The organism is Clostridium culturomicium (assembly GCF_000821305.1).
Classification (GTDB): Bacteria; Bacillota; Clostridia; order Clostridiales; family Clostridiaceae; genus Clostridium_J; species Clostridium_J culturomicium.
The window spans coordinates 441,753-466,210 of record NZ_CCXK01000016.1 but is presented as its reverse complement, the minus strand read 5'-3'; the positions used below and the strand labels follow the sequence as shown (position 1 = coordinate 466,210).

The window sequence follows — 24,458 nt, the reverse complement described above, 5'->3', positions numbered from 1 at the left end:
ATGTTAAATAACAGCGACCTAAATAAATCAAACGGTTTAGGCTTTGCAAGGCTTACAGCAGTAGCTATAGGTGCCACTATAGGTGGTGGAGTATTTAGTCTTGCAGGTGATATGGCAGCTAACGGAGCTAATACAGGTGCAGTAATTGTTGGATGGATAATTTGTGGTATAGGAATGCTGGCTTTAGCTATGTGTTTCTACGGCTTAAACAAAATCAAACCTCACTTAATAGGTGGAATTTACAGCTATGCCAACGAAGGTTGGGGAGATTATGTTGGATTCAACTCAGCGTGGGGTTACTGGATTAGTGCACTACTAGCAAACGTTTCCTATGCAACACTTTTATTTGCAGCAATATCATATTTTATTCCGATATTTGGTTCAGGAAATAATATTTGGTCAATTGTTTGTGCATCGCTTGTTATTTGGTTTATGAATTATTTAGTTTTAAGAGGAGTAAAGGAAGCTGCAGGAATTAATTTAGTTGTCACAATAAGTAAGGTTATTCCTATACTTGTTTTTATAGTGGCAGTTATATTTGTGCGAGCTTTTGATCCATGTATATTTATGCAGAACTTCTGGGGAGAGCCAGGGGGGCTTTCTTTTATAGAACAAGTTAAAGCTACTTCAGGAACTACAGTATGGGCTTTCATCGGTATTGAGGGTGCCGTAGTTATATCTGGAAGAGCTAAGCGTTCAAAGGATGTTGGTAAAGCAACAATAACAGCGTTTTTAAGTGTACTAGCTATATATATTATGGTGTCTTTACTTAGTATGGGAGTTATGCCACGTGCAGAGCTTGCAGAACTAGGAAATCCACCGATGGCAGGTATTTTGAAATCAGTTGTTGGTCCTTGGGGTGCAGCGATAGTAAATCTTGGTGTAATAATTTCTTTGGCAGGGGCAACTCTAGGCTATACAATTATTGCATCAGAATGTCCTTATCTTGCAGCTAAAAATGGAGTTTTTTCAAAAATATTTGCTAAGGAAAATAAGAATGGAGCACCTGTTAATTCTTTATTCTTAACAAACGGCATAATTCAAATATTTCTTATAATAACTTATTTAAATGAATCTACTTATCAAATTTTTTATACAATTTCTGCTAGTATGATCATGATTCCATATCTTCTAAGTGCATTATATTACTTGTTAATTTCGATTAGAAAAGATGGATTTGATGGACAAAGCTTTAAGGAAATTAACTTAGCGAGATTTATAGGTGTTTTAGGAACAGTCTATGGTTGTTGGTTAATTTATGCTAGTGGTTTAACAGGCCTTTTAATTACAGCAATATTATATGCTCCTGGAACTATTGTTTATGTAAAAGCTAAGAAGGAGAAGGGGGAAAAATGCTTTGAATCTACTAAGGACAAGGTTATCTTAGCAGCACTTGTAGTGCTTGCTATAGTATCTCTTGTTTTAATATTCAACGGCACTATTAATCCATTCTAAAGACTATAAAAATAAACCTCGTTCTTAATTAAATAGCTTACTAGCTAAGGTTAGCAAGCTGTTTAGTTAAGTAACGAGGTTTTTATTGCGGTAAAATTTAATTTATATGAAAGGCTGCTATTGAAAATTTTTCACCGGAGGTAGTTTCTACCATGTAAAAGATAGTATTATTAACTACCTTTGTGTAGATTCGTTTAATTTCATATTCTTTTATTATTAAATCTTTAGGCCCTGAATAAAAGTTACGGCTTTTATCCTCCTTAAGGATGAGTTTGTTATTTACAAAAATTAAATCTGATATTATAGGTGAACCTTCAATTGTATATCTTGTAATTCTGACCATTTCATTTGCCTTAAGAGTCTTTTTTTCATAGCTTTCAATAAAGTTATCTAGTATTTCAACATTGTATTTGAAAATTTGGTCCAAGACTACATCACCATTTTTTATAGCTTCATCTGGCAGGTATTCTTTGGAAAGCAGGGATAAATCATTATAAGCTGATGATGGTAAAGTGAAGCTGCATTTTAAATTGCTGTTATATAGGTTATCAACAGCTAATGAGGTGGTAAAAAAACACAAAATCATTGCTGATAAAATAAGGACAACCCTTTTCATAAACATACCTCCATAAGAGCTTCATTCTTTGAAGCTGCTGTAATATTTATGTTTATAGGTTGCCCAGAATTGTTATTTAAATGTATCTATGTCTTTTACTGAAAGTGAAGTATTAGGCGTAAAACTGAAGGAGTATTTAACATATCCATACTCATCCTTTTCACCAAGCTCTTTATCAAAGGCGTTTCCATTAATGGTTGCGGTGGAATAAGTATAGCCATGTTCTTCAAGAAGTTGTTGGAGTATAATACCGTCTGCTAGAGCTTCTTCAGGGCTCTGATTTGTTGCATCAGTGATCATGTGAAGAGAAATAGGTTCATCAAGAATTAAATCTTTTGACCATGAAGTATTCTCATCTATAGTAAATTTTAAAATCTCTACATTGGCTTCAATAGCCTTAAGATTATGAAGTTCTTTTTGAAGGGCAGAGAAAATTTCTGAACTTGCTTCTTCACTTAGTTTTTGAGACAGCTTTTCATCAAGCCTTGCATATCTGATGGCATCATATCTAACTCTTGGGTTGAAAGTTCCTTTAACAGTTACATAATAATTTAGTCCTTGAGCAAACTTTTCTAATTCGATTTGGGATGGATCAGATGAGAGTGTAGCATAAGGGTATTCTCCAATTTTAATTACGTCGTAGGAATATTCACTGAATTTGAAGTTGTAGAACCCTTTTTCTACTCTGAACTCTTCATCAGGATAGGTATCTTTAAGATAATTAATGACTAATTTTTTCCCTATGGCATTACTTATGGGATTTCCATTAAAGGCATTATAAACTGTTAAAATAAAACTAGCTAATACAATCAATAGTAATATATATATGATTTTTTTCTTTTTCATAAATTAAACTCCTTTTCAATAGGTACCTAATTAATATTTTTTATTTTTATCATTAGAAGGCCAATAATGCTTCCGATGAAAGCAAATATTACATGGAATAGTGATATAGTTGTTGAACTAATTAAGCTATGACTTAAAACTTCCAATAAGGACATATCTAAGTATGAACTGTTAATGAAGTCTAAAAGGTTTGAACTAAAAGCCCATAAGAAGATTGGAACAAAGGAAAGCAGGAATACTAGTCTCATATCCTTATAAAATAAGTATGTAACTGCACCAAGTACAGGATACCAAAGGATGAATCCAAAGCTTTCATTTAAAAGAGATGTATTTATTGCTATGAAAAATGAAAGTCCCACAAAAATTATTTGATACATAGATAATTTCCTATTTATTTTCTTAAACATAGCTTCCTGATTCATAATGTTTTCTATAGGTTCTGGACTCAGTTCTGTAGAAGAAGCTTCAACAAGGGCTTTGCATTCCTTGCAGTTTTCAAGATGTTCATTTACCCATTCTGTGGTTTCATTGCTTAGCAGATTTTCGTTATATAAAGGCATTAAGTCCCTTATTATAAAACAATTAGTATTCATTATGTACCTCCATTTCCTTTTGAATTTTTAATTTTCCACGGTGAAAGGTTACCCGTGCATAATTTTCAGTTTTACTTAAGGTATCTCCAATTTCTTTAAAGGAGAGTTCACCGTAAATTCTGAGGAGAACAATTTCTCTAGTTAATTCATCTAATTTGTTTATTGCAGCCATTAGCTGAAATCGGTTATTTTTTTCTATTATTGCATCCTCTAGACTTTCAGCTATGGGACTCTCTATAATAAGTTTATTCTCTAGGGCTTTGAAGTATTTTTTGTTTCTATAGTGCTTTTTCAATAGATTATTAGCAATAGAAAAAATCCAAGTTTTTAAGGAGCAGTTGTTTTTAAAGGAACCATAAGTTTTTAAGGCTTGATAAAATACTTCTTGGGTTAGATCTTCTGCAAGCTCTTTACTTCCTGTTTTCATATAAAAGAAGCTATATAGCTTAGGCTGAATTTCTCCGTATAAGGAAGTTAAAAAAGTCATTTCACTCCTCCCTTCGTAAAAGTTTATAAATAATCAATTATTCGTGGTATTAGTACCATGAAAGCTGATAGTGTTACAAATATTTAAAAGTTTTTTGAAAAATTGAAGTTTGTAATTATTGAACAGTACATATTACTGTGATATCATAGGTTTCAGTAAGATAGATAAGGGTGTGAAATTTTGAAAAGTATAAAGAGCTACATAGGTTTAATTATAACTTTAGTTATATCCTATATTTTAATATGTTTTGTAGACAATTACAGTTATTTTTGGGGAATTATTTCTAAAATAATGTCATTACTTACTCCATTTATTATTGGAGCGATTATAGCATATATACTTGCACCTTTGGTTGATTGGATGGAAAAAAAACTTAAAATGAAAAGATGGATGACGATACTTATTATTTATGGGGTAGCCTTAGTTATGACAGTTGGTTTTGTTATAATGATTCTGCCATCTATAACAAATAGTATTATTGATATTATAAATCAGATTCCACAGTATACAGCAGAAGTTGAGGCTTGGATAACTAGCAATTTTGATTCTGTTATTGGACCGTATATGTCACAGATTCAAGATACATTGTTAACTATGATTCCTAAAATAAGTGAGCTTGTTAAAATAATTTTAGATAACTTTTTAGCGGCAACATTTTCTGTAACTACTATAGTTGTAAATGTAGTTTTAGGACTAATAATTTCTGTTTATATAATTATTGATAAAGAAGTGATTTTACAATACTTTAAAAAGCTTACGTATATTATATTGAAAAAAGAAAAGGCTAGCTTGGTAATAGATGTTGTTAAAACTTTCAATTCTAATATTGGTACATACATTGTGGCTAAGTCAATAGATTCTTTCTTCGTTGGAGTTGTCAGCTTTGTGGGCTTAGCACTGATTGGTTCTAAATATGCGTTGCTACTTGGGATTATCTGTGGACTTACTAACATGATTCCATATTTTGGACCGATAATTGGTATGGTGCCAACTGTGTTAATAAATGTATTCTATAGCTTTAAAGTTGCAATAATAAGCTTGATATTTCTTCTTGTTTTACAGCAGATTGAAGGTAATATAATTGAGCCTAAATTTGTTGGAGGCAAGCTTGGTTTAAGTCCAATATTAACCTTACTTGCAGTTACTATTGGTGGTGGATTCTTTGGAATAATGGGAATGATCTTATCTGTTCCAGTTATGGGAGTAATAAAGATATATATGGATAAGAGTGTTGAAAAGTATAATTACAGACAAGAAATTTAAATTATATCAGGCAGAAATTCGTTGAAATATTTCTGCCTGATTTTTAAGTGAACATCAAAATATATGATTTGGTATATGTGAACTTACTCCTTCGAAAAAAGAGAGAAGGAGTTTCCTTATAAAAGTATATTTTTTCTTTCGAATATCTTAAAAATTTCTTACATGTTAACTCTTAATGGAAAAAAGGAAGTTCCTATGGTATAATCTGTGGAGACCGAGATAATAAATATATATAAAAGTAGGGAGATTGTATGGAGACTAATTTTGATTATATTGTTGTAGGCTGTGGTTTTGCTGGCAGTGTAATGGCTCGAAAACTAGCTGAAGAAGGTGACAAAAAAGTTTTAATTATAGATAAAAGAAGTCACTTGGGTGGAAATGCTTATGATTTTGTGGATGAAGCTGGAGTGCTTATTCATAAATATGGTCCGCATATATTCCATACAAATAATGAAAATGTATATAAGTATTTAAGTAATTTTACGAAGTGGTATGATTACAGCCATGAGGTTGTAGGAAGTATCGGAGGAAATTACATTCCTATTCCATTTAATCTAAATTCTTTAAAGCTAACTTATGAGGAAGATAAGGCGGAAAGATTAAAAGAAAAATTGCTAAAGGTTTATGGGCTAGATAAAAAAGTATCAATTTTAGAATTGCAAAATCAGCAGGATGAGGAATTAATTGAACTAGGAAAGTATATATATGAAAATGTATTTCTTTATTATACTATGAAGCAATGGGGGCAAAGTCCTAATGAAATAGATAAATCTGTTATTGCAAGGGTGCCAGTTCATATATCTTATGATAATAGATATTTTCAGGACAAGTTTCAAGGGGTTCCAAGGGATGGATACACTAAAGTATTTGAAAATCTCTTAAATCATCCGAATATAACTGTAAAGTTAAAGCTTGATGCGGGTGACATCTTAAAGTTTACAGAAAATCAGGTTTATGTTGACAATAAAGTTTTTAATGGTGGAGTAATATATACAGGAGCTATAGATGAACTTATGAAGTGTAAATATGGAAGACTTCCATATAGAACTCTTGATTTTAAGTTTGAGACTCATAATATAGATTACTATCAGCCAAGGGGAACAGTGAATTATACTGTAGATGAACCGTATACTCGTATTACAGAATTTAAATATCTTTCTGGGCAGAAGATTAGTGGGACAACCACTATCGTTAAAGAGTATTCAAGACAGTATACAGGAGCAGAGGGGGAAACTCCTTATTACGCCATATTAAATGAAGAAAATAGAAATAAGTATGATGAGTATTGTAAGGATCTAAAGAAAGTAAAAAATGTATATCTTTTAGGACGATTAGCTGAGTACAAGTATTACAATATGGATCAGATTGTGGCTCATGCTTTAGAGCTTGCAGATAAAATATTAAATAATTAGTAAATATAAAGAAATAGGAGTTGTGGCTATGAAAATATTAACATTTGTTGTTCCATGCTATAATTCAGCAGCATATATGGATCATTGTATTTCAACACTATTAGCATGTGGTAATGAAGAAGATATAGAAATAATCATAGTTAATGATGGATCAAAGGATGATACAGCTAAAATAGCTGATAGTTATGGGGAGAAATATCCAAAGGTTGTTAGAGTGATACATCAAGAAAATGGTGGACATGGTGAAGGGGTTAACCAGGGAATAAGGAATGCAACAGGAAAATACTTTAAAGTTGTAGATTCTGACGATTGGATTGATGTTAAATGTGGAAAAGCACTTATTGGAAGAATTAAGGAATTGATGAAGGGTAAAGAAGAAATTGACTTATTTATCTGTAATTATGTTTATGAGCATTCAAGAGATAATTCACAGGTTGTTATGGATTACAGAGGTATACTTCCAGAAAATAAAATTATTCATTGGGCGGAGACAAAGAGATTTAGTATAGATAGATATCTTTTAATGCATTCCCTTTTATATCGCACAGAAGTGGTGAGAAAAAGTGGGTTGGAACTTCCAAAGCATACTTTTTATGTGGATAATTTATTCGCATATGTACCTCTACCTTTTGTAAAAAGTATTTATTATATGGATTTAGATTTATATAGATATTTTATAGGAAGAGATGATCAATCGGTAAATGAAGCAGTTATGGTTAAAAGGGTAGATCAACAGCTAAGAGTAACCAATGCTATGTTAGATGCTTATGATATTTCAGAACTGATAAAAACAAATAAAAGACTAGGTGTTTATATGAGAAACTACTTAGCAATGATGGTGGTTGTATGCCAGATGCTTTTACTTGTTGATGGAAGCGAAGAAGCGCTGCAAAAGAAAAAAGAATTATGGAAACATATTAAACAAAAGGATGAAGCTTTATATAGACACTTTAAGTATGCATCAATTGCATTGTTTATGAATCTGCCAGGAAAATTGGGAAGAAAGTTAGGTATAGGCCTATATAGAATAGCTAGCAGGATATATAAATTTAACTAAAGTTAAAAGGTTATTAACATCCACTACATTTGTTTTTAATAGAATTTAAAGAAACTCCTCTCAAAAATAGTCGAAGGAGCAAATTCGCATTAACCAAATCTTTGATTTGGTTATTCATTTAAAAGTAGTCTTATAAAGAGGATGATGAATATGAAAGAAGTTATAAAAGGTAACGTGGTATCTGAAGAAATAAAGCTTGAAATGTGTGAAAGTGTTAAAGAAAAGATATATAAGTTTAGTCCGTTAGCTATAATGATATATTTTCCAATATACTCTATTTGGTTTGCGGCCTTAGAGAAAATAAATGTAAATGTAAATATTATTTATTCTCCATTAGATTCGTTGATACCATTCTGGGAAGTGTTTGTTATCCCATATTTAATGTGGTTTGGATATGTGGCAGTGGTTATGATATATTTTATGTTTACTTCTAGAAGAGATTTTGTGAGAATAGGAATGTTTTTACTTGTTGGAATGACCATTTGCTTAATAATTTATACTGTATTTCCAAATGGGATAGATATGAAGCCAACGGAATTTGCAAGAGATAATTTTATGGTTGATATTGTTAAATATATCTACTCTATTGATACTCCTACTAATGTATTACCGAGTATTCACTGTTTGAATTCTATTGGTATTCATATTGGAATCATGAAATCAAAGAAATTTAGCGGAAGTAAATTTGTTCGTACAGCATCTGCTATTATGGCAGTTTCTATATGCCTATCAACAGTATTTATCAAGCAGCATTCAATTTTAGATATGTTTGCAGCTATAGCATTATCAATTCCTCTTTATTATATTTCTTATGTTTTTGATTGGAATAAAGTTTTGATTAAGTTTATGAAGCGTAAAGTAATAAAAGAATGTGTTAATAGTAAAGGAAATCCTATATAAGGATTTCCTTTTTTTAGAGCGTATTTTGGTTAGTAAGTAACTTCGTTTTTATGAGAGTGATCCTTGCTATTTGCGTAGGAGCCTATTTTGACTCCGTTAACAATTCCAACATCTGCGCCATCTTTAGGATACATTTTTCTAAGTTTAGATTGACTATACTTATGATCCTTTAAGCGGCTTTTATTGTTATCAGTCATAAGAGATACCTCCTTTAAAATAATGACAACTCATACTCCTATATAATTTTAGGAGTGAGTTGGAATAATCTAAGGTAATATTTAGATTATTAGTTTAAATAATTTAGCAGAGCTATGAGTTGAAAAGATTAAATAGATATCATTAAGTAGTTTGTCCTAAGGTAAATAAATTATGGTGGGGATTGAAGGAAAAGAAGGGGAATAAAACAGATTTGGATTTATTTAAATGTATTAAAGGTAAGTTTGGACACATACTATAAATGTAGAAAAAATCATTAGGAGGTTTTAAATCTATGTCTAAGTTATCAAAGAATCATGAGCATACTCCTAGCAACCCTAAAACTGGAAATGTTAAGGAACACATATCTTCAAAAGCTGGAATTAAAGCTCCTAAGGAAAAGGAATAGAAAATTACAAGAGGAGCAAATTTAAAGGGTCATCTAGAAAGTTTAGATGACCCTTTAAATTGTATAGCACATTTATCAGTAAGTTAATTAATTGAAAATAAAATAAACTTGTTCTACATCTAAAGTTCGAATAATAAGCATTAAACAAGTGAAATAAAGGTGAAAAACTAAAAAAAATAAATATTTTTGATAAAATACGAATAATAAATCGAAAAAAACGTAGAAAATTTGTGCATCATCGTGTATAATAAGGATATAAGATAAAAATAGTTCGAAAAACTTATTTCTAGGTTTGTAATATTGTTTTAGAATTGAAAAATTGCAGGTTGGACTTGTTCAACAAGTTTATTGCAGGGAAGTTCAATGGGGTAAACGGAATTTATTTTTGCGGACTTGTGGGGTTGAAATTATGGGTGAAAGAAAAGTAGTAAGTAAGTCGAATAAAAAAATTCCTAGCTATGTGCCGATTTATAATATGATATATTCTGATATAATAAATGGATTTTATAAATATGGCAGTCAACTTCCAAGTGAAGTTGAGCTTACAGAAAAATATGGTGTTAGCAGGAATACATTAAGACAAGCTTTAACAATATTAAGAGAAGATGGGCTGATTGAAAAACAGCAAGGGAAAAGTTCAATTATTACTTATAAAGAAGAGAAAAATAATACTGTAGAGAAAAGAATAAACAATATGATGATTAGCTGTTCCAAAGATGAAATAGATGCGATAGACATAGATTATAACTTTGGACCACCGACGGATGTTGCACAGAAGAAGCTTAAGATTAAGGCTAGTGAGGTTATACTAGCAAGTAATGTGGTGTACTATGTTGATGAAGTTCCAGTTGGACATGCATTTCTTCAAATTCCAGTTAAACATATTGAACAACTTAATGTGGATTTGAACTCAGAGAAAGATGTTTCAAAACTGATTAATAAGACAATATTTGAAATTGCTGATTCTTCCGTTATTAATATTAGAATAGTAAATGCAGAAGAGAATATAACAGAATTTTTGAAGGTTGGAAAGAATCATCAGATTATTTATATTGAAGAAGTTTTACATAACAGGGAAGAGGTTCCGATATGTAGATGTAAATTTTATTTCAGACCAGAAAGGTATGAAGTCACCATAAAAATCTAGTATATTTTAGTATCTAAAATGCACATTAATAGTGTATAATAGATGTCTATATGTAATTATAAAAATTTAATCTAAGGGGGAACTTAAAATGAAATTCAAGGATTACTTCAAGGTTAACACGAAAACTATTGTTGCTACTGGACTCGGAGCAGCTATATTCATGCTTCTATTTATGTATGTTAAGGTGCCATCACCAGTGCCAGAAACAAGCTTTCAAACTGCATATGGTTTAAGTGCATTCTTTGGTACTTTATTTGGACCAATTGCTAGTGGATTAATTGCATTCATAGGTCATGCTTTAAGTGATGCTGTTCAGTATGGATCACCATGGTGGAGCTGGGTTATAGCAAGTGGAGTTGCAAGTTTCATATTTGGTTTTGCTTACAAGAGAACAGGGGTAGAAGAGGGCGATTTCGGTAAAAAAGATATTATAACATTTAATGTTATTCAAATTATCGGAAATGTATTTGCTTGGCTTTTATTAGCGCCAGTATTGGATATCGTTGTTTATAGTGAGCCAGTAAACCTTGTATTTACACAAGGAGCAATTGCTGCTATATTAAACTCTATAGCTACAGGAGTTATGGGAACATTACTTTTAATTGCTTATGCTAAAACAAGAACTAAAAAAGGAAGCTTAAGCAGAGATTAATTATAAAGTATTCCTTCTAAGGTTTATTTGAAGGAATACTTGAATAGTGAGTTTGAGAAACTAAATTATGAATTTAGTTTCTCACTTAACCTCATATTACCAAATTAAAGGTTTGGATGTTTACTTATGGATAAAGGGAGACTGCAATAATGAATAAGAAACCAATTATTGAATTTAATGACTTTACATTTCAATATTTTAGTCAAGCCCACCCAACTTTAAAAAATATAAATTTAAAGATATATCCAGGAGAAAAAGTATTAATAGTAGGACCTAGTGGTAGTGGTAAAAGTACTCTAGGACATTGCTTAAATGGACTGATACCTTTTTCTTATAAGGGTGAGATTGGTGGAAGCTTAAAAATCAATGATTTAGAAAGTAAAGAACAAAATATTTTTAAATTATCTAAAATGGTAGGAACTGTGCTTCAAGATTCTGATGGTCAGTTCGTAGGAATAACAGTTGGAGAAGATATCGCTTTCGCATTAGAAAATGATTGTATTCCAACAGAAGAAATGAAGGAAAGAGTAAAAAAAGTAGCAAAGCTAGTTGATATGGAAAACTGGTTAGCATCTTCACCATATGAGCTTTCAGGCGGACAAAAGCAAAGAACTGCTTTAGGTGGAGTAATGATAGATGATGTTGATATATTACTTTTTGATGAGCCTTTAGCAAACTTAGATCCAGCAACAGGAAAAAGTGCCATAGAGATAATAGATGACATTCATAAGCAGTCAAATAAGACAATAGTAATAATTGAACATAGATTAGAGGATGTATTACATCGTGATGTAGATAGAATTATACTGGTTCATGATGGAGGAATCCTTGCTGACATGCGTCCTGATGAATTGTTATCAACATCGATTTTAACGGACAATGGTATCAGAGAGCCTTTATACGTAACTGCTTTAAAATATGCGGGAGTTAACATTACCGAGGAAATGAGACCAGGGCATATTGATACTTTAACGCTTAATGAAGAAGAAAAAAGTAAGGTGTCTGCATGGCATAAATCTATTGTAAAGAATACAAGTGAAGATGATAGACCATCAATTTTAAGGTTAGAAAATATATCTTTCTCTTATGATGGCGTTAGAAATATATTAAATGATGTAACTTTAGATGTTAAAAAAGGCGAAATGGTATCTATCGTTGGAAAAAATGGAGCTGGAAAATCCACTTTATCAAAGGTAATATGTGGCTTTATTAAGGAAGATTGCGGTAAAATTTTTTATGATGGAAAAGATATCAGCAGCAAAAGTATAAAAGAACGTGCTGAAAATATCGGTATAGTAATGCAGAATCCAAATCAGATGATTTCCAAGGCAATGATATTTGATGAGGTTGCATTAGGGCTGCGTTTAAGAGGTGTAAGTGAAGAAGAAATAACTGAAAGAGTGGAAAAGGTTCTTAAGATATGTGGATTAGCTCCATTTAAATCTTGGCCTATATCTGCATTAAGCTATGGACAAAAGAAAAGAGTTACAATTGCATCTATTTTAGTACTTGATCCGAAGGTCATCATTCTTGATGAGCCAACTGCAGGCCAAGATTATCGTCATTATAGTGAAATTATGGAGTTTTTAAAAGAGTTAAATGCTGAGGGTGTTACAATCATCATGATTACCCATGACATGCATTTAATGCTTGAGTATACACCAAGAGCTATTGCTATTGCTGGCGGAAGAAAAATTGAAGATGCACCATCATCTGTTATTTTAACTAATGATGATGTAATTAATGAAGCTAATTTAAAGGAAACATCTCTTTATAATTTAGCAACTCTTGCGGGAATCGAAGATGGAACAGCGTTTGTTCAAGGATTTATTGATTATGAAAGGTTGGTGGAAAATAGATGAAGGCAAAGTTATTTTCCTATAACCTTGTAGACACATATATTCACAGATTATCAGGTTTAACAAAATTAATATGCTTTTTATGTTTAACATTTTCAGTAATGTTTTCTTATGACATAAGAATAAATTTAGGTATTTTAGTATTTTCATTTATATTACTTAAAATATCTAAGATAAAGTTTACTCAAATTAAAGTAATGATGATTTATGTTTTGGTGTTTTTGGCTACCAACGTAATTTTAACCTATTTCTTTGCTCCAGAAGAGGGCGTAAGAATTTATGGAACAAGGCATGAACTTGTGCGTTTATTTGGACATTATACCATTACAATTGAACAGTTATTTTACTTAATAACAAAGTTCTTTAAATATGCATCGGTTGTTCCACTGGGAATTATCTTTTTATTAACTACTAATCCTAGTGAGTTTGCAGCTGCTTTAAGTGGAATAGGTGTAAGTTACAAGGCATCTTATGCAGTAGCTTTAACACTAAGATATTTTCCGGATGTTCAAAGAGAATATCATGATATAAGTCTTTCGCAGCAGGCTAGAGGGCTTGAAATGTCTTCTAAGGCTAAGCTTTGGGATAGATTTAAAAATTCAGTACTAATAGTAATACCTCTTATATTTTCAACTTTAGACAGAGTCGAGAATATAAGTAATGCTATGGATTTACGTGGATTTGGTAAAGAGAAGAAACGTACATGGTACAACAGAAAAAAATTAACCAAAGAAGACTATACTGCTATTGCTGTTTCTGCAGGAATATTTATTGCAACTATATGCATAACAGTATTTGTTAACAAGAGTAGATTCTATAATCCATTTATATAGACTTAGGGGAGGAAATTAATATGAAACCAATGTTAGTATTTCAAACGGACTTTACTTATAAAGAAGGGGCAGTATGTGCAATGTATGGCGTTGTAAAAAGCGTTGACAGAGAACTAGAGATTATCGATGGTACTCACGAGATAGCTCAATACGATACATGGAGTGCTTCATACAGATTATATCAATCTATGAAGTTCTGGCCAAAAGGAACAATATTTGTATCAGTTGTTGACCCAGGTGTTGGTACACCACGTAAGGCATGTGTAGCTAGAACTACAGATGGATATTATGTTGTAACTCCAGATAACGGTGCTTTAACTCACTTAAAAGCATGGGTTGGAATTGAAGAAGTAAGAGAAATTGATGAAACAGTAAACCGTTTAAAAGGAAAAGGAACTGAAGGAGTTGCTATATTCCACGGACGTGACTTATTTGGATACTGTGCAGCAAGACTTGCTAGCGGAATAATAGATTTCGAAGGTGTAGGTCCTAAGTATAGTGTTGATGAAATAGTATGCCATGAAATATTAGAGCCATCAGTAGAAGGTAATAAGGTTTGCGGTATATTCGAAGTTAATGACCCTAACTTTGGAAACCTATGGACTAATATTCCTCTATCAATGTTTAAAGAAGCTGGATTTGAGTACGGTGATTACTTAAATGTAACTGTTAAACATGAAGGAGAAGTAGTTTACAGTGATAAAGTATTATTCCATCAGTCATTTGGATATGCTAAAAAAGGTGACGTAATGATATACAATAATGAGCTTATGAAGGTTTCTATGGCTGTAAGTCAAGGAAGCTTATGCAAGAAGCATAACTTAAGCTTTGGATCTGATTGGGTAGTTGAATTCGAAAAATAGGAGATATAGTATGCTTATCAAGGCAAATGAGGAACATAGATTCATAATTATGGACTATTGTAAATCAGAGCCATCTATCAACCTGTTTATTATGGGTGATATAGAGAACTTTGGTTTTGATAGTGAATTCCAAGATGTCTGGATGCAAGAGCTGAATGATAAATTAGTTGGAGTGGTACTAAGGTACCACGACAACTTCATTGTCTACAGTAAGGACTTGGATATGGACATAGAGGAAGTAAATTGCCTTTTATCCAAAATGGATAGTAAGGTTATCAGTGGAAAGCTTTCTGTAATAAATCTTCTTTATCCCTTAGTTGCAGAGAATTACAATAAAAAAGAAATGTTTTTCTGTGAACTTAAAGATGGAAGCTCTTTAAGAAAAGAAGAGACCGATATTGTTGTTGCTGAATATGAAGATGCTATGGAAATAGCAGAGACTTATGGCCTTATTGAAGAGTTTAAAGGTATGTATTCAGAGGATGTACAAGAAAGGTATAAGCAAATAAGTACCCGAATTAAGACAAAAGAGGGTATTCATATGTTTATGAAGGAAAATGGGAAAATAATAAGCCACGGTAATACTACAGCAGAAACAAGTGTTGCAGGTATGATTGGCGGGATTTTCACTTTACCTGAATATAGAAACAATGGATTAGGCAGCAAGATGGTTGGGGCTTTGGCTTCTAGTCTCATTTCAAGAGGAAAGTCTGCATGTCTATTCTTTAATAATCCTGATGCAGGAAAAATTTATTACAAATTAGGATTTAAAAACATTGATAAATGGGCAATTTTAGGGAGGAAATAAGAATGAAGAAAATATTAGTTTTTCAAAGTGATTTTGGATTAGTTGACGGAGCAGTTGCAGCAATGTATGGAGTTGCACATGAAGTAAGTGAAGATTTAAGATTATATAATTTAACTCACGACATAACACCATATCAGCTAGATGAAGCATCATATCGTTTATTTCAGGCTGTAGAGTATTGGCCAAAAGGAACAGTATTCGTATCTGTTGTAGATCCAGGTGTTGGTTCAAGCAGAAAGAGTGTTGTAGCTTTAACTAAGGATGGTCATTACATTGTTACACCAGATAACGGAACTTTAACACATCTTAAAAAGTATGTTGGAATAGTTGCAGTTCGTGAAATAGAGGAAATCAAGCACCGTCGTCAAAATACAGAGCATTCTTACACTTTCCATGGTAGAGACGTTTACGCATTTACTGGTGCTAAGCTTGCATCAGGACAAATAACTTTTGAAGAAGTTGGAGAAGAGTTAAGTGTTGAGGGAATAGTGGAAGTTGAATTAGGTGAAGTTGTAAGAACTGAAACTGGAATTAAAGGAAGCATTGATATCCTTGACGTTCGTTTTGGAAGCTTATGGACTAATATAACAAGAGAAGATTTCTTAGCAGCAGGATTTGAAATAGGTGAAAAAGTAGAAGTTATAATTCAAAACGGACCAAGTTTAGTGTATAACAACTTAGTTGTCTATGGAAAATCTTTTGCAGATGTTCGTATAAGTGAACAAATAATCTATGTTAACTCATTATACAGAATGGCTTTAGCTATAAACCAAGGAAACTTTGCTAAAGCATACAGTGTTGGCACAGGAATCAACTGGACAATAGAATTTAGAAAAGTTAATAGATAAAATGAAAAGCACCAGTATTTGGTGCTTTTTTATTTTAAAATGTTGAAAAATCATATATAATGTAGATAATGTTGGTAAATAATAAAAAATGTACATAAAGAGAATTAATATTATGGAGGTACGTTATGTTAGAATTTAAGTTTGCACATGGTGATGATGAGTTTGTTTTAGGAGAAGAAAATCTTACTTATATAGATAATGAAGACGTAGAAAACTTTGACGTAGAAGAGATTATAGAACTTTTAAACGAAACAAATGAAGAAGTCGACTTTGATTATGAGTATTTTGCTGACAAATGCGAAGAATGCGGTGGAGGGAAAACACAGGATAAAAAGCACTATGGATTTTTAGAGTATCACTTTTATGTCTTCACTAAAGGTGGCAAGTATATAATTAGTAACATAAGCAAGGACTTTGAAAATACTTCTTATACTCAGTTAGTTAAAGAGAGAAAGATAGATAACAGCTATATTGTATCAGTTTTATTATGTGAGGATTGCAAAACTTATAATATAGCTATTGAACAATGCGATATGTAATTTTAATTTAGAATGTCCGAATGTAGAATTTAGAATGGTGGAGGATATTCTTATAGAATTTCTTGTGAATAATTTAAAGTTAGAAATGATTTCAATTTTATTATTAAATTGAAAAAAATAGTTTTATAAAGAACAAAATTTATTTTACTTAGCAATAAAGAAATTCAGCGTTAGCTAAATTTCACCTATCATTCTACATTCTTAATTTTAAATTCTATATTATATTAAAGTTTTAAAACTAGAAGAAGTTTGATTTTACAATTTATTTACAAAATCTTCTTAACTGATGTATAAAAAAATCAGACTTGTCAACAATCCCTAATAGAGGAGGGATTGTATGTTTGATAGGATTAAAAAAAATGCGAAATCATATATAATTTTTGTGTGCATAGGTATAATTGTCTTTTTACTTAGTTATACTGTTAGTATAGGTATTTTAAGAGGAAATGACGGTATTTTAGGTTTTCTTGGTGATGCAAAGGAAACAAATGCCTTTGGAGAAGATAATACTATAATTAATAAGGATACAGAGATAAAGTTTGTTCTTAATTATGGAAATTGTATAAATAAGGTTAAAGCAAGTGAAAACTTAGAACAACCAATTAATGTTGAACAAGATAAACTTTTAGGATTAACAGAAAAAGAAGCAGATAAGATTTTTTCAAATTTTGGATATACAGTTGATAAGTTTTCAAGCGATGAAGTTGTATTTGAAAAAAATATCCCAGGATTCAAGTATGACGATGAATGTTACTTTATTGGTGTAGCAGAAGATAATGTTGTTATCTATAAGAAGAATAGTAATGAGACTATTGAGATTGCTCAAGATCAGATTATAAATCCTAAAGGGGATGGAACTTCTTACTTACAAATAAAAGACATAGAAAACAGAGGTAATTTACTAAAGACTTTTTATGAAGGAAAGGCTGATTACCAGTTTTCAGATATACAAGAAGCTATAGAGTATGCTCAAGCTCTTTGTAGCACATAGTTTTAAACAAAACCTAAGAACGTAAATTGTTCTTAGGTTTTTGTTTGCTAAACTTTAATATAGTTTATGTTGAATTGTGAGGGTATAGATGATAAAGTATATAAAGGAAACTCATTCTCAAAAATAGTCGAATGAGTGCTCTACTGAGTAAGTTTGAGGAACTAAATCAAAGATGCACGTAGTGAAAGTTCTGCTGACCAAATCATAGATTTGGAGCATCACTTTTAGACTCTTACTTAACTTCGCCTTAGCCAAATGTAAAATTTGGAGGTTCACTTAAGGAAATGGGTGGTTTAATGTACGAATACATAAAAGGGATTTTTAAGTCTATAGAAAAAGAATATATTGTTATAGAATGTGGAAATATTGGATATAAGATTTTCACATCAGGAAGTACGATTTCTAATATGCCTTCTACGGAGAATGAAGTTAAAATCTTTACACATCAAATCGTTAGAGAGGATTTTATTGGATTGTATGGTTTTTTAACTAAAGAAGAAATAGAAATGTTTAATCTTCTTATAGCGATTAATGGAGTAGGACCTAAGGCTGCGTTGTCTTTAATGTCCATTGCTAGTGTTTCAAATCTTAAATATGCCATAATCACAGAAGATGAGAAATTAATTGTAAAAGCACCTGGAATAGGAAAGAAAACTGCTCAAAGAATAATTCTTGAGCTTAAAGATAAGGTTGGAAAAGGTGAGGCTGTTCATGTGACATCTTTAGAAGAACTTGTGGATGGTCATAGTGAAAAGCTTGCAGAAGCTGTAGGAGCACTTATGGCGTTAGGGTATTCTGATAAGGAAGCAGAAAAGGCAGTTGAAAAAGCTGACAAAACTAAGAGTGTTGAAGAGATTATTAAGGAATGTTTAAGAATATTAATGGGATAAAATAGAACGGAGGGGTATTATGGACGATAGATTTATCACCTCTAGTAGTGTAGAGGAAGATACAGAAGTTGAATATTCCCTAAGGCCCCAACGTCTTAAGGAATATATAGGTCAGGAAAAGGTTAAGGGGAAGTTGGATATCTTTTTACAGGCCGCTAAAATGAGAAATGAGGCTTTAGACCATGTTCTTCTATATGGGCCCCCAGGACTTGGGAAAACGACCCTTGCAAATATTGTGGCAAAGGAGATGGGGGGGAACCTTAAGGTTACTTCAGGACCTGCAATTGAGAGAGCGGGTGATTTAGCGGCATTATTAACTAACCTTAATACGAATGATGTTTTGTTCATAGATGAGATTCATAGATTGAACAGGTCTGTTGAAGAAATTCTTTATCCTGCCATGGAGGATTATGCACTTGATATTGTTATTGGTAAGGGAGCCGCAGCAAAATCTATAAGGTTAGATCTGCCTAGGTTTACATTGATAGGGGCAACTACAAGGGTTGGATTATTAACAGCTCCTTTAAGAGATAGGTTTGGAGTGCTGTGTTCTATGGAATATTACACGGATGAAGAGCTTAAAGAAATAATAATAAGATCCTCAGATATTTTTGGAATTAAAATGGATGAAGAAGGGGCACTATGTCTGGGAAAAAGGTCAAGGGGAACACCAAGAATTGCTAACCGATTGTTAAAAAGGGTGAGAGATTATTCTATGGTTAAGGGTGTTAACAATGTCGATAAGGAAATTGTTGAACAAGCGACGAAATTATTAGAGATTGATTGTGAGGGATTTGATCGTTTAGATAATAAAATATTGGAAGCTATTATTGATAATTTTGGTGGTGGTCCTGTTGGTATTGAAACTCTTGCTTATTTTATTGGAGAAGAGGTCAATACTATAGAGGATGTATATGAGCCTTATTTAATTCAAAAGGGCTTTATAATTAGAACGCCAAGAGGCAGAGTAGCTGGACACAAAGCTTATGACCATTTAGGAAGACTTATACCAGATCATATGGGTCAATTAAGATTTTAAATATGAGGTTTTAGGGAAACAAAAGAAAGTAAAGGAGTGTCAGTTTTGAAGGTAAAAGATTTTTATTTTGATTTACCACATGAATTAATCGCTCAGCATCCTTTGGCAAAAAGAGATGAGTCAAGATTAATGGTTCTTAATAAAAAGACAGGCGAATTAGAACATAAAGTGTTTAAAGATATAATTAATTATTTAAACCCAGGAGATTGTTTAGTTTTAAATGATACCAGGGTTATGCCTGCAAGATTATACGGAGCGAAGGAAGGCTCTGGAGGTAAAATGGAGTTTCTTCTTTTAAGAAGATATCCCGATGATGTTTGGGAAACTCTTGTTAAACCAGGTAAAAGAGGTAAAGTAGGTGCACGTTTTGTTTTTGGAAACGGTGAGCTTACAGGAGAGATTGTTGAAGTTTTAGAAAATGGAAATAGAAAAATTAAGTTTTTCTATGATGGGATTTTTGAAGAAGTTCTTGATAGACTTGGAGAAATGCCACTACCACCATACATAGAAGAAAAGCTTGAAGATAGAGAGCGCTATCAGACGGTTTATTCTAAAGAAGTTGGATCAGCAGCTGCACCAACAGCAGGGCTTCACTTCACAAAAGAACTTTTAGAAGACATAAAAGAAAAAGGTGTTAAGGTTGCCTTTGTAACTCTTCACGTTGGTCTTGGAACCTTCAGACCAGTTAAAGCAGAAAATATTGAAGAGCATGAAATGCATTCAGAATTTTATATTTTAGATGAAGAGAATGCAGCAATAATTAATAGTGCAAAACAGAGTGGTGGTAGGGTTATAGCAGTTGGTACTACATCAAACAGGACTTTAGAGAGTATTGCATCTGAAGATGGGGTTGTTAAGCCTTTAAGTGGATATACTAGTATATTTATTTACCCAGGTTATAAGTTTAAGATCGTTGATGCTATTATTACTAATTTCCATTTGCCAGAATCAACTTTAATTATGCTTATCAGTGCTTTCTCAACTAGAGAAATCGTAATGAATGCTTACAAGACTGCAGTAGAAAACAAATATAGATTCTTCAGCTTTGGAGATGCTATGTTTATAAATTAGTGTGTATATCATATAAACTAAATTGGAGATTCAAAGTGAAAAAATGAGCGTATACTTTAAATGAAGGATATGAATATATTTTAAGAATTAAATTGAAAATTTAGGTTCTCACTTAAGATTAACTTTGTTCAGAACAGGGAAGGACGATGTACAGGTGTATAAATTATTAAAGAAAAGTGGAAAAGTTAGACGTGGAGAGTTTACTACTCCTCATGGGAAAATACAGACTCCAGTATTTATGAATGTTGGAACTCTTGCAGCAATAAAGGGTGCTGTATCATCTATGGATTTAAAAGAAATTGGCTGCCAAGTAGAGCTATCAAATACTTATCACTTACATTTAAGACCAGGAGATAAGGTTGTTGCTGCTAACGGTGGATTACATGAGTTTATGAATTGGGATAGACCAATTTTAACAGACTCAGGCGGATTCCAGGTATTCTCTTTAGCAGGACTTAGAAAGATAAAAGAAGAAGGGGTTTACTTCAGTTCACATATAGATGGTAAGAAGATATTTATGGGGCCAGAAGAAAGCATGCAGATCCAAAGCAATCTTGCATCAACAATTGCAATGGCTTTCGATGAATGTATACCAAATCCATCAACTAGAGAATATGTTGAGAAGTCAGTTGCAAGAACAACAAGATGGCTTGAGAGATGTAAAATTGAGATGGACAGATTAAACTCTTTACCTGATACAATAAATAAAAAACAGATGCTGTTTGGTATAAATCAAGGTGGAGTTTATGAAGATATAAGAATAGAGCATGCAAAAACTATTGCTAAAATGGATTTAGATGGATATGCTATTGGAGGATTAGCCGTTGGTGAAACTCATGAAGAAATGTATAGAACAATTGATGCTGTTGTGCCACACTTACCTGAAGATAAACCAATATATCTAATGGGAGTTGGAACTCCAGAAAATATATTAGAGGCAGTAGCAAGAGGCGTAGATTTCTTCGATTGTGTACTTCCAGCTAGAAACGGAAGGCATGGACATGTATTTACTAAGTATGGTAAAATAAATATCATGAACGCTAGATTTGAACTTGATAAAAGGCCTATAGACGAAGGATGTCAATGTCCTGCATGTAAGCATTATACAAGAGCATACATAAGACATTTATTCAAGGCTAAAGAGATGTTAGCTATGAGATTATGTGTACTTCACAATCTGTACTTCTATAATAAGCTTATGGAAGATATAAGAACTGCTATTGATGGTGATTATTTCGAAGAGTTTAAGGCTCAGAAACTAGCAGAATGGAAAATTGGAGATAAATAGTTAGGTATCTATTAAAAATTAATATATACATATAAGATTTGAAAGGAGTGGTTTTAAATGCAACAATTAGCAGCATTTATTCCAATGATACTTGTATTTGTATTATTTTACTTTATGATCTTCGTACCAGAGAAGAAAAGAAAGAAACAATACAATGATATGATAAGCTCATTAGCAGTTAATGACGAAATCATGACTAAAGGCGGAATTATGGGTAGAATCATTAACCTTCAAGATGAGTTCTTCATTCTTGAGAGCGGCCCAGACAGAGCAAGAATAAAAATGAGCAAACTTGCAATTGCTTCAATTTCAAAAAAGGCTAACGAGCCTACTGAAGTTCAGTAGGAAATCAGCATAAATCCCCTTATATATGAATATTTATTAGGTATAGGGGGGTTTAAGTATGTATAAGAAATTCAATTATTCAGCCATTGGTTTTGGGGTGCTTAGAGCATCAGTATTAACAATTTTATTTGTCCTAATATATTCACTAATTACATCATTTTTAACACCAAGCGATACAGTTACTTCTGTAGTTTTAGTAATTGCAACGCTTCTTAGTGTTGCATATGGATCAGTATTTGCAGCATTAAAAATTGGAAGTAAGGGATGGTTAGTTGGATTATTGGTGGCATTCTTTTATATGTTAATAATTTTTGCTGTATCTTTAGCTTTTGGCAGGGAATTATCATTTCAAACAAGAGACATAGTTAGATTAATCCTTGCATTAGTGGCAGGTTCATTGTCAGGAATGTTAGGAGTTAATTTATAGATTTATTAACACTTGGAGGGATAGGGAATGAAACACATAAAGACAATCAATAAGTCTAACATCAAAGAAAGCTTAAAGAAGCCAGGCTGCAAAGAGTGCGCTAACTCTTGCCAATCAGCATGTAAAACTTCTTGTACAGTAGCTAACTTAGAGTGTGAGAACTAATCATTTTTTAAGGCAGTAACTAAGGTTACTGCTTTATGTTTAGTTTAGGAGGAAAATAAAAAATGGAACTAATACATAAATTTAGACAAGGTAATGATTTTTACGTAATCGATGTTAATTCAGGTGCAGTACATGAAGTGGACGAGCTTGTGTATGATATGCTTGATGCAGATAAATTAAAGAGCGTAGATGAATTAAAAGAAATTTATAAAAATAAGTATTCAGTTGAAGAGATTGAAGAAGTATATAGTGAATTAAAAGAGCTGGTAGACGATGAACTACTATACTCTAAGGATTTGTATGAAGGAATTGCAATGTTAAGTGAAAAGGCTGAAGTTGCAATAAAGGCATTGTGCTTAAATATAATCCATGATTGTAATTTAAAGTGTAAATACTGCTTTGCTGATGAAGGTGAGTATAAGGGATGCAGAAAATCCATGAGTACACAAGTTGGTAAAGATGCTATAGATTTTGTTATAAAGAATTCAGGGAAAAGAAGAAACATAGAGGTCGATTTATTTGGTGGTGAGCCATTAATGGCTTTTGATACAATAAAGGAAATCGTTGATTATGCTAGAGAGCAAGAGAAAATATATAACAAAAATATAAGATTTACAATGACAACTAATGCAACACTTTTAGATGCAGAGAAGATGGATTACCTAGATAAAAATATGGGAAATATTATCTTAAGCATAGATGGAAGAAAAGAAGTTAATGATAAGGTTAGAATCAGATATGATGGAACAGGATCATACGATACTATTCTTCCAAAAATAAAAAATATGGTAGATGTAAGAGATAAATCAAAGACTTACTATGTTAGAGGTACATTTACAAGAGAAAACACAGACTTCTTTGAAGATGTTAAGCACTTTGTAAATGAAGGTTTTGATGAAATATCTATAGAACCAGTTGTGCTTCCAGATGAGCATGAACTATCTTTAAGAGAAAGTGATTTAGAAACAATATTTGATCAGTATGATAAGCTTTGTGAATACATGATACAAAAGCATGAAGAAGGTAAGGAATTTAAGTTCTATCACTTTAACATTGACCTTCAAGGTGGACCATGTATTTATAAGAGAATTTCAGGATGCGGAGCAGGGCATGAATATGTGGCTGTTACTCCGGATGGAGAGGTTTATCCATGTCATCAATTTGTTGGAAATCCAGATTTCTTAATGGGTGATATCTATAATGGTGTGAAAAACTTTAAAATAGTTCAAGAACTTAAGGACGCTCATATTTACAATAAACCAACTTGTAAGGGATGTTGGGCAAGATTCTATTGTAGTGGAGGCTGTCAAGCTAATAACTTTAACTTCAATGGAGATGTTCACATACCATATGAGTTAGGCTGTAAAATGCAAAAGAAGAGAATTGAATGTGCAATAGCATTAAAAGCAAAAACGTCTAAGTAATGAATTAAAGAAGCCCTTGGACTGTTGAGGTTTCAA

27 protein-coding genes are annotated in these 24,458 nt (G+C 32.1%); 22 read left to right on the top strand and 5 right to left on the bottom strand.

The features are described from left to right. Positions 1-1,455 carry a basic amino acid/polyamine antiporter gene (locus BN1075_RS11520; RefSeq protein ID WP_040193286.1) on the top strand — a complete coding sequence of 485 codons (1,455 nt, stop codon included), beginning with the start codon at positions 1-3 and terminating at the stop codon, positions 1,453-1,455. Positions 1,456-1,552: 97 nt separating this feature from the next. Here BN1075_RS11520 and BN1075_RS11515 read toward each other — a convergent pair whose 3' ends face one another. The 4 genes from BN1075_RS11515 to BN1075_RS11500 all read right to left on the bottom strand — a co-directional run bounded on the left by BN1075_RS11515 (position 1,553) and on the right by BN1075_RS11500 (position 3,997). Then, on the bottom strand, positions 1,553-2,071 hold the full coding sequence (locus BN1075_RS11515; RefSeq protein WP_040193285.1) for a DUF4362 domain-containing protein: 519 nt from the start codon (positions 2,069-2,071) through the stop codon (positions 1,553-1,555). Positions 2,072-2,143: 72 nt separating this feature from the next. Continuing rightward, on the bottom strand, positions 2,144-2,917 hold the full coding sequence (locus BN1075_RS11510; RefSeq protein ID WP_040193284.1) for a YfjL-like protein: 774 nt from the start codon (positions 2,915-2,917) through the stop codon (positions 2,144-2,146). 26 nt (positions 2,918-2,943) lie between these two features. After that, on the bottom strand, positions 2,944-3,510 hold the full coding sequence (locus BN1075_RS11505) for a zf-HC2 domain-containing protein (RefSeq protein ID WP_040193283.1): 567 nt from the start codon (positions 3,508-3,510) through the stop codon (positions 2,944-2,946). Then, positions 3,500-3,997, bottom strand: coding sequence for an RNA polymerase sigma factor (locus BN1075_RS11500; RefSeq protein WP_040193282.1), 498 nt, complete (start codon positions 3,995-3,997; stop codon positions 3,500-3,502). The genes BN1075_RS11505 and BN1075_RS11500 overlap by 11 nt, the downstream gene beginning before the upstream one ends. 180 nt (positions 3,998-4,177) lie before the next feature. Between BN1075_RS11500 and BN1075_RS11495 the strand changes: the two genes are divergently transcribed. From BN1075_RS11495 to BN1075_RS11480, 4 genes are all read left to right on the top strand, one after another. Next, positions 4,178-5,260 carry an AI-2E family transporter gene (locus tag BN1075_RS11495; protein WP_081911566.1) on the top strand — a complete coding sequence of 361 codons (1,083 nt, stop codon included), beginning with the start codon at positions 4,178-4,180 and terminating at the stop codon, positions 5,258-5,260. 251 nt (positions 5,261-5,511) lie between these two features. Then, complete coding sequence (gene glf / locus BN1075_RS11490; protein ID WP_040193281.1) at positions 5,512-6,672, top strand: UDP-galactopyranose mutase; 1,161 nt, start codon at positions 5,512-5,514, stop codon at positions 6,670-6,672. 28 nt (positions 6,673-6,700) lie between these two features. Then, positions 6,701-7,729, top strand: a complete 1,029-nt coding sequence (locus tag BN1075_RS11485; protein ID WP_040193280.1) for a glycosyltransferase family 2 protein — start codon at positions 6,701-6,703, stop codon at positions 7,727-7,729. A 150-nt stretch (positions 7,730-7,879) separates the two neighbouring features. Further along, positions 7,880-8,629 (top strand): phosphatase PAP2 family protein, encoded by a 750-nt coding sequence (locus BN1075_RS11480; RefSeq protein WP_052406515.1) that lies wholly within the window; start codon positions 7,880-7,882, stop codon positions 8,627-8,629. Between the two features lie 29 nt (positions 8,630-8,658). Here the strand turns inward: BN1075_RS11480 and BN1075_RS21940 are convergent, their stop codons facing one another. Next, positions 8,659-8,826, bottom strand: a complete 168-nt coding sequence (locus tag BN1075_RS21940) for a hypothetical protein (RefSeq protein WP_197072304.1) — start codon at positions 8,824-8,826, stop codon at positions 8,659-8,661. Positions 8,827-9,642: 816 nt separating this feature from the next. Here BN1075_RS21940 and BN1075_RS11475 point away from each other — a divergent pair. The 17 genes from BN1075_RS11475 (at position 9,643) to scfB (ending at position 24,422) form a co-directional block, all read left to right on the top strand. Further along, the gene (locus BN1075_RS11475; protein ID WP_040193279.1) at positions 9,643-10,380 is read left to right on the top strand and encodes a GntR family transcriptional regulator; all 738 of its coding nucleotides are present in this window, start codon (positions 9,643-9,645) and stop codon (positions 10,378-10,380) included. 88 nt (positions 10,381-10,468) lie between these two features. Continuing rightward, positions 10,469-11,032 carry an ECF-type riboflavin transporter substrate-binding protein gene (locus tag BN1075_RS11470; RefSeq protein WP_040193278.1) on the top strand — a complete coding sequence of 188 codons (564 nt, stop codon included), beginning with the start codon at positions 10,469-10,471 and terminating at the stop codon, positions 11,030-11,032. 149 nt (positions 11,033-11,181) lie between these two features. Beyond that, positions 11,182-12,894 (top strand): ABC transporter ATP-binding protein, encoded by a 1,713-nt coding sequence (locus BN1075_RS11465; protein ID WP_040193277.1) that lies wholly within the window; start codon positions 11,182-11,184, stop codon positions 12,892-12,894. Then, entirely contained in the window at positions 12,891-13,724 is an 834-nt protein-coding gene (locus BN1075_RS11460; RefSeq protein ID WP_040193276.1) for an energy-coupling factor transporter transmembrane component T family protein, read from the top strand. Before BN1075_RS11465 ends, BN1075_RS11460 begins: the two co-directional genes overlap by 4 nt. Before the next feature lie 20 nt (positions 13,725-13,744). Continuing rightward, positions 13,745-14,587 carry an SAM hydrolase/SAM-dependent halogenase family protein gene (locus BN1075_RS11455; RefSeq protein WP_040193275.1) on the top strand — a complete coding sequence of 281 codons (843 nt, stop codon included), beginning with the start codon at positions 13,745-13,747 and terminating at the stop codon, positions 14,585-14,587. A gap of 10 nt (positions 14,588-14,597) precedes the next feature. Further along, positions 14,598-15,395, top strand: a complete 798-nt coding sequence (locus BN1075_RS11450) for a GNAT family N-acetyltransferase (protein ID WP_040193274.1) — start codon at positions 14,598-14,600, stop codon at positions 15,393-15,395. Positions 15,396-15,397: 2 nt separating this feature from the next. Then, complete coding sequence (locus BN1075_RS11445; protein WP_040193273.1) at positions 15,398-16,243, top strand: SAM hydrolase/SAM-dependent halogenase family protein; 846 nt, start codon at positions 15,398-15,400, stop codon at positions 16,241-16,243. A gap of 125 nt (positions 16,244-16,368) precedes the next feature. Continuing rightward, on the top strand, positions 16,369-16,782 hold the full coding sequence (locus BN1075_RS11440; protein ID WP_040193271.1) for a DUF3785 family protein: 414 nt from the start codon (positions 16,369-16,371) through the stop codon (positions 16,780-16,782). A 337-nt stretch (positions 16,783-17,119) separates the two neighbouring features. Then, positions 17,120-17,773, top strand: coding sequence for a hypothetical protein (locus BN1075_RS11435; RefSeq protein ID WP_040193270.1), 654 nt, complete (start codon positions 17,120-17,122; stop codon positions 17,771-17,773). A 296-nt stretch (positions 17,774-18,069) separates the two neighbouring features. Next, on the top strand, positions 18,070-18,663 hold the full coding sequence (ruvA, locus tag BN1075_RS11430; protein ID WP_040193550.1) for a Holliday junction branch migration protein RuvA: 594 nt from the start codon (positions 18,070-18,072) through the stop codon (positions 18,661-18,663). A gap of 19 nt (positions 18,664-18,682) precedes the next feature. Beyond that, positions 18,683-19,702 carry a Holliday junction branch migration DNA helicase RuvB gene (gene ruvB / locus BN1075_RS11425; RefSeq protein WP_040193269.1) on the top strand — a complete coding sequence of 340 codons (1,020 nt, stop codon included), beginning with the start codon at positions 18,683-18,685 and terminating at the stop codon, positions 19,700-19,702. Positions 19,703-19,747: 45 nt separating this feature from the next. Then, positions 19,748-20,773: a tRNA preQ1(34) S-adenosylmethionine ribosyltransferase-isomerase QueA gene (queA, locus tag BN1075_RS11420; RefSeq protein ID WP_040193268.1), complete on the top strand. Its 1,026-nt coding sequence runs from the start codon at positions 19,748-19,750 to the stop codon at positions 20,771-20,773. A 154-nt stretch (positions 20,774-20,927) separates the two neighbouring features. Further along, on the top strand, positions 20,928-22,061 hold the full coding sequence (gene tgt / locus BN1075_RS11415; protein ID WP_040193267.1) for a tRNA guanosine(34) transglycosylase Tgt: 1,134 nt from the start codon (positions 20,928-20,930) through the stop codon (positions 22,059-22,061). 57 nt (positions 22,062-22,118) lie between these two features. Further along, on the top strand, positions 22,119-22,406 hold the full coding sequence (gene yajC / locus BN1075_RS11410; protein WP_040193266.1) for a preprotein translocase subunit YajC: 288 nt from the start codon (positions 22,119-22,121) through the stop codon (positions 22,404-22,406). Positions 22,407-22,464: 58 nt separating this feature from the next. Then, positions 22,465-22,833: a TIGR04086 family membrane protein gene (locus BN1075_RS11405; RefSeq protein WP_040193265.1), complete on the top strand. Its 369-nt coding sequence runs from the start codon at positions 22,465-22,467 to the stop codon at positions 22,831-22,833. A 27-nt stretch (positions 22,834-22,860) separates the two neighbouring features. Continuing rightward, positions 22,861-22,998: a six-cysteine ranthipeptide SCIFF gene (gene scfA, locus BN1075_RS11400; RefSeq protein WP_035134469.1), complete on the top strand. Its 138-nt coding sequence runs from the start codon at positions 22,861-22,863 to the stop codon at positions 22,996-22,998. 62 nt (positions 22,999-23,060) lie between these two features. After that, positions 23,061-24,422, top strand: coding sequence for a thioether cross-link-forming SCIFF peptide maturase (gene scfB, locus BN1075_RS11395; RefSeq protein WP_040193262.1), 1,362 nt, complete (start codon positions 23,061-23,063; stop codon positions 24,420-24,422). The last annotated feature ends 36 nt before the right edge of the window (positions 24,423-24,458 follow it).

Excerpts from the sequence above, each read along its gene's own strand:
- BN1075_RS11520 (WP_040193286.1), top strand. The coding sequence starts at position 1 with ATGTTAAATAACAGCGACCTAAATAAATCAAACGGTTTAGGCTTTGCA.
- BN1075_RS11515 (WP_040193285.1), bottom strand. The coding sequence starts at position 2,071 with ATGAAAAGGGTTGTCCTTATTTTATCAGCAATGATTTTGTGTTTTTTT.
- BN1075_RS11510 (WP_040193284.1), bottom strand. The coding sequence starts at position 2,917 with ATGAAAAAGAAAAAAATCATATATATATTACTATTGATTGTATTAGCT.
- BN1075_RS11505 (WP_040193283.1), bottom strand. The coding sequence starts at position 3,510 with ATGAATACTAATTGTTTTATAATAAGGGACTTAATGCCTTTATATAAC.
- BN1075_RS11500 (WP_040193282.1), bottom strand. The coding sequence starts at position 3,997 with ATGACTTTTTTAACTTCCTTATACGGAGAAATTCAGCCTAAGCTATAT.
- glf (WP_040193281.1), top strand. The coding sequence starts at position 5,512 with ATGGAGACTAATTTTGATTATATTGTTGTAGGCTGTGGTTTTGCTGGC.
- BN1075_RS11485 (WP_040193280.1), top strand. The coding sequence starts at position 6,701 with ATGAAAATATTAACATTTGTTGTTCCATGCTATAATTCAGCAGCATAT.
- BN1075_RS11480 (WP_052406515.1), top strand. The coding sequence starts at position 7,880 with ATGAAAGAAGTTATAAAAGGTAACGTGGTATCTGAAGAAATAAAGCTT.
- BN1075_RS21940 (WP_197072304.1), bottom strand. The coding sequence starts at position 8,826 with ATGACTGATAACAATAAAAGCCGCTTAAAGGATCATAAGTATAGTCAA.
- BN1075_RS11475 (WP_040193279.1), top strand. The coding sequence starts at position 9,643 with ATGGGTGAAAGAAAAGTAGTAAGTAAGTCGAATAAAAAAATTCCTAGC.
- BN1075_RS11470 (WP_040193278.1), top strand. The coding sequence starts at position 10,469 with ATGAAATTCAAGGATTACTTCAAGGTTAACACGAAAACTATTGTTGCT.
- BN1075_RS11465 (WP_040193277.1), top strand. The coding sequence starts at position 11,182 with ATGAATAAGAAACCAATTATTGAATTTAATGACTTTACATTTCAATAT.
- BN1075_RS11460 (WP_040193276.1), top strand. The coding sequence starts at position 12,891 with ATGAAGGCAAAGTTATTTTCCTATAACCTTGTAGACACATATATTCAC.
- BN1075_RS11455 (WP_040193275.1), top strand. The coding sequence starts at position 13,745 with ATGAAACCAATGTTAGTATTTCAAACGGACTTTACTTATAAAGAAGGG.
- BN1075_RS11450 (WP_040193274.1), top strand. The coding sequence starts at position 14,598 with ATGCTTATCAAGGCAAATGAGGAACATAGATTCATAATTATGGACTAT.
- BN1075_RS11445 (WP_040193273.1), top strand. The coding sequence starts at position 15,398 with ATGAAGAAAATATTAGTTTTTCAAAGTGATTTTGGATTAGTTGACGGA.
- BN1075_RS11440 (WP_040193271.1), top strand. The coding sequence starts at position 16,369 with ATGTTAGAATTTAAGTTTGCACATGGTGATGATGAGTTTGTTTTAGGA.
- BN1075_RS11435 (WP_040193270.1), top strand. The coding sequence starts at position 17,120 with ATGTTTGATAGGATTAAAAAAAATGCGAAATCATATATAATTTTTGTG.
- ruvA (WP_040193550.1), top strand. The coding sequence starts at position 18,070 with ATGTACGAATACATAAAAGGGATTTTTAAGTCTATAGAAAAAGAATAT.
- ruvB (WP_040193269.1), top strand. The coding sequence starts at position 18,683 with ATGGACGATAGATTTATCACCTCTAGTAGTGTAGAGGAAGATACAGAA.
- yajC (WP_040193266.1), top strand. The coding sequence starts at position 22,119 with ATGCAACAATTAGCAGCATTTATTCCAATGATACTTGTATTTGTATTA.
- BN1075_RS11405 (WP_040193265.1), top strand. The coding sequence starts at position 22,465 with ATGTATAAGAAATTCAATTATTCAGCCATTGGTTTTGGGGTGCTTAGA.
- scfA (WP_035134469.1), top strand. The coding sequence starts at position 22,861 with ATGAAACACATAAAGACAATCAATAAGTCTAACATCAAAGAAAGCTTA.
- scfB (WP_040193262.1), top strand. The coding sequence starts at position 23,061 with ATGGAACTAATACATAAATTTAGACAAGGTAATGATTTTTACGTAATC.